At 65.3% G+C, this 3,030-nt stretch carries 4 protein-coding genes; all 4 read left to right on the forward strand.

What is annotated here, in order from left to right; genetic code table 11:
• The coding region (locus tag AC1DU6_RS25260; RefSeq protein WP_477860437.1) for a cupin domain-containing protein at positions 1-707 on the forward strand (707 nt) is incomplete at its 5' end.
• On the forward strand, positions 704-1,759 hold the full coding sequence (rfbB, locus tag AC1DU6_RS25265; RefSeq protein ID WP_477860439.1) for a dTDP-glucose 4,6-dehydratase: 1,056 nt from the start codon (positions 704-706) through the stop codon (positions 1,757-1,759). The genes AC1DU6_RS25260 and rfbB, both read left to right, overlap by 4 nt.
• A gap of 4 nt (positions 1,760-1,763) precedes the next feature.
• On the forward strand, positions 1,764-2,645 hold the full coding sequence (rfbD, locus tag AC1DU6_RS25270) for a dTDP-4-dehydrorhamnose reductase (protein ID WP_477860441.1): 882 nt from the start codon (positions 1,764-1,766) through the stop codon (positions 2,643-2,645).
• An 8-nt stretch (positions 2,646-2,653) separates the two neighbouring features.
• A partial coding sequence (locus AC1DU6_RS25275; protein WP_477860443.1) for a sugar nucleotidyltransferase occupies positions 2,654-3,030 on the forward strand: 377 nt, incomplete at its 3' end.

Raw genomic sequence — 3,030 nt, forward strand, 5'->3', positions numbered from 1 at the left:
AGTTTGCCGCTGTGCCCAGCGAATCGGTCGACTACGCCGTCATGGAGCGCTGCCCCGGGACGGACATCCCCTTGCGCATGGTCGCGCTGGATGCCGGCTGGAACGACCTCGGCGCCTGGGAAGCGGTCTGGCAGGTCTCCGAGAAGGATGCCGACGGCAACGCCTTCGTCGGTGACGCCTTGTTCGCCGACAGCAAGAACACCCTGGTCCACGCCACCAGCCGCCTCGTGGGCGTCGTTGGCCTGACCGACATCGTCGTTGTCGAGACGGCCGATGCCGTGCTCGTCAGCGACCGGTCGCGCAGCCAGGAGGTCAAGCAGATCGTCAACCGCCTGGGCGCCGAGCAACGCGGCGAGCATGCCCTGCACCGCAAGGTGCACCRCCCCTGGGGCTGGTATGACAGCATCGACTCGGGCGAGCGTTTCCAGGTCAAGCGCATCATGGTCAAGCCGGGTGCCTCCCTGAGCCTGCAGATGCACCACCATCGCGCGGAGCACTGGATCGTCGTGAGCGGCACGGCCGAGATCGTCAACGGCGACAAGACCATCCTGCTGACCGAGAACCAGTCCACCTACATCCCGCTGGGTCAGACGCATCGCCTGGCCAACCCGGGCAAGGTGCCGCTGGAGATCATCGAAGTGCAGTCTGGCTCCTATCTCGGCGAGGACGACATCGTCCGCTTCGAAGACACCTACGGCAGAACATGACCATCCTCGTCACCGGCGGCGCCGGCTTCATCGGCAGCAACTTCGTGCTGGACTGGCTGCGTGAGAGCGACGAGCCCGTCGTCAATCTCGATGCGTTGACCTACGCTGGCAACCTCGAAAACCTGGCCTCGCTGGACGGTGACGCGCGTCACGTCTTCGTCAAGGGCGACATCTGCGACCGCGGCCTGATCGACAGCTTGCTGGCCAAGCACCGCCCCCGCGCCATCGTCCACTTCGCCGCTGAGAGCCATGTGGATCGTTCCATCCACGGCCCCGGCGCTTTCATGAAGACGAATGTCGAGGGCACGTTCACGCTGCTGGAAGCGGCACGCACTTATTGGGGCGGCCTTGAAGGCGAAGCCAAACAAGGCTTTCGCTTCCACCACGTGTCGACCGACGAAGTCTATGGCTCGCTGAAAGCCTCGGATCCGCCCTTCGCCGAAACCAACGCCTACGAGCCCAACAGCCCGTATTCGGCCAGCAAGGCGGCCAGCGACCACCTCGTGCGCGCCTGGCACCACACCTACGGCCTGCCGGTCGTCACCACCAACTGCTCGAACAACTACGGGCCCTATCACTTCCCGGAGAAGCTGATTCCGCTGCTGATCGTCAATGCGCTGGCAGGCAAACCCCTGCCCGTCTATGGCGACGGCCAACAGATCCGCGACTGGCTTTACGTCACCGATCACTGCAGCGGCATCCGTGCCGTGCTGGCCGGCGGCAAGCTGGGTGAGACCTACAACATCGGCGGCTGGAACGAGAAGGCCAACATCGACATCGTCAAGACGGTGTGCGCCTTGCTCGACGAGCTCAAACCCTCGGCGGACGGCCCCTACGAGCGCCTCATCACCTATGTGAAGGACCGCCCCGGCCACGACCGCCGCTACGCCATCGACGCACGCAAGATCGAGCGCGAGCTGGGCTGGCGCCCGGCAGAAACCTTCGAGACCGGCATCCGCAAGACGGTGCAGTGGTATCTGGACCATCCAGACTGGGCCGCCCGCGTGCAAAGCGGCGCCTACCGGGACTGGGTTGCCAAGYAATACAGCTGAAGCCATGAAGATTCTTCTTCTCGGCAAGGGCGGCCAGGTCGGCTGGGAATTGCAACGCTCACTGGCTGTGGCAGGCGAAGTCATCGCAATGGACCATGACGACGGCGCGGACTTCACCCAGCCCGAAGCGCTGCTTGCCCGCGTCAGAGACATTGCCCCCCACGTCATCGTCAATGCCGCTGCGCATACCGCCGTCGACAAGGCCGAGAGCGAGCCCGAGCTCGCACGCAAGATCAACGCCACCGCCCCTGCCCTGCTGGCCATCGAGGCCAAGCGTACCGGCGCTTTGCTGGTGCACTACTCGACGGACTATGTCTTCGACGGCAGCGGCAGCCATGCTCGCGATGAGGAAGCCCCCGTCGGGGCGCTCAGCGTCTACGGAGCAACCAAGGCCGAAGGCGAGGACGCCATCCGCGCCAGCGGCTGCCAGCATCTGATCCTGCGCACCAGCTGGGTTTATGGCGCCCGCGGCGGCAACTTCGCAAAGACCATGCTGCGCCTCGCCGCCGAACGCGAGCAGCTCAAGGTCATCGCCGACCAGATCGGCGCRCCAACAGGCGCCGACCTGCTGGCCGACCTGACCGTCCACATGCTGCGCGCCGCGCGCGTGAACCCTGCGCTGACCGGCACCTATCACGCGGTCGCTGGCGGCGAGACGAGCTGGCACGAGTACGCCCGCTTTGTCATCGAGTTCGCACGTGCACAGGGCAAGGTCATCAAGGTCGCGCCGGACCAGATCCTCGCCATCCCGACAAGCGACTACCCCACACCGGCGATGCGCCCGCTGAACTCGCGCCTGGCCACGGCCAAGCTGCAGCAGTGCTTCGGCCTCGTCCTGCCGCCCTGGCAGCAAGGAGTGGAACGCATGCTGAACGAAATTCTTTAAGGGCTCCGATGAAAAACCGCAAGGGCATCATCCTCGCTGGCGGCTCCGGCACGCGGCTGCACCCGGCCACGCTGGCCATGAGCAAGCAGCTGCTGCCGGTGTACGACAAGCCCATGGTCTATTACCCGTTGAGCACGCTGATGCTCGCGGGCATCCGCGACATCCTGCTCATCAGCACGCCGCAGGACACGCCTCGGTTCGAAGCCCTGCTTGGCGACGGTTCGCGCTGGGGCCTGAACATCAGCTACTGCGTGCAGCCTAGCCCAGACGGCCTGGCACAGGCCTTCATCCTCGGCCGCGATTTCGTCAATGGCTCGCCGAGCGCCCTCGTGCTGGGGGACAACATCTTCTATGGCCATGACTTCGCCGGCCTGCTGGGCAGCGC

It is taken from the genome of Roseateles sp. P5_B10, from assembly GCF_056400485.1.